The sequence below is a fragment of the Rodentibacter myodis genome, assembly GCF_001999305.1.
Lineage (GTDB): Bacteria > Pseudomonadota > Gammaproteobacteria > Enterobacterales > Pasteurellaceae > Rodentibacter > Rodentibacter myodis.
Genome location: NZ_MLHQ01000050.1, coordinates 1 through 1,039, shown reverse-complemented (window position 1 = coordinate 1,039; position 1,039 = coordinate 1). Strand labels below are relative to the sequence as shown.

Annotated in this window: 2 pseudogenes; both read left to right on the top strand. The window is 32.9% G+C overall.

What is annotated here, in order from left to right:
- Nucleotides 1–596: pseudogene (locus tag BKL49_RS12015) on the top strand (hypothetical protein); the annotation flags it as partial.
- Nucleotides 597–600: 4 nt separating this feature from the next.
- Nucleotides 601–1,039, top strand: a pseudogene (locus BKL49_RS12010) (hypothetical protein); the annotation flags it as partial.

Genomic DNA, 1,039 nt, shown 5'->3' with positions numbered 1-1,039 from the left:
GGCTTGCGATGATTTTTGTAGGGATTATTTTTTCTACCTTGAAAAAGGAAGATATTGAGCTTTGGATTAAAAATGGATATTGGGGGGATAGCCTAAACTATTGGGGTGATACCAAAGGACTTTATCAATGGTTCGGTAAAGATAGAAAAAAAATGGCTGAACAATTCAAGGATAGTTTATCCCTATATAACTCATCTGAAATTGCAACTAACTTACAAATAGAAATGCAACGTTATTTCCAATTTAAAGAAGATATAATCTTATCAAAATGGAGTGCTAATAGTATTCTCATTCAACATCCTGTAATTATGAACAATGAATTAGCACAATCAATAAAAGTGGAGAAATTAACAATAAATCATTATTGGAATTATGAAAAACAACCTAGTCGTATTGAATATATTGAACCGGGTAAAGCCCTACTTCACTTCAATACGCCATGGCAAGGGCTTGTCCTAATTAACACTGAAGATCCCCTCTACACAACCATAGATGAGGCTCAAGTGCATACGATAAATATAAAAGTATCAATGTCCGATTATCAAGGCTCCGAATCACGTTTTTCGTCCACATTACAAGAAATTAATATGAGATAAAAATATGCAAAAACAAGATTATAAAAACCTCGCTTTTTCCATTAGAAAACGTGGAAAAGATGAAATTGAAATCCGCTTATCAACGCTAGATGGATACATTCGAGGCGTTATTCGGGCAATATTAGTTGGTATGCTCTGTGTCGGCTCATATTTCGATACAAGTCATGGAATAAAACCTTTTAGTAATGAAATTAATATTATTCGAGAAGACCTTATGTGGTCATTCAATCCTGACGAGAGATTATTCCCCCAATATAAAGAACATGTAATAACAACAACAGATCCAGAATTTATCCAAATGTTTCCAAATTACAAAACACTATCCTATGATGAATTTAAAAAAGAATATTTAGATAAAAGAATATTAGAAAGAGCTAGAGCCTACTTCCACTTTATCTGGATCCCATTCGTTATTTTCCTCATCTTTTTCCCAAAAATGAACG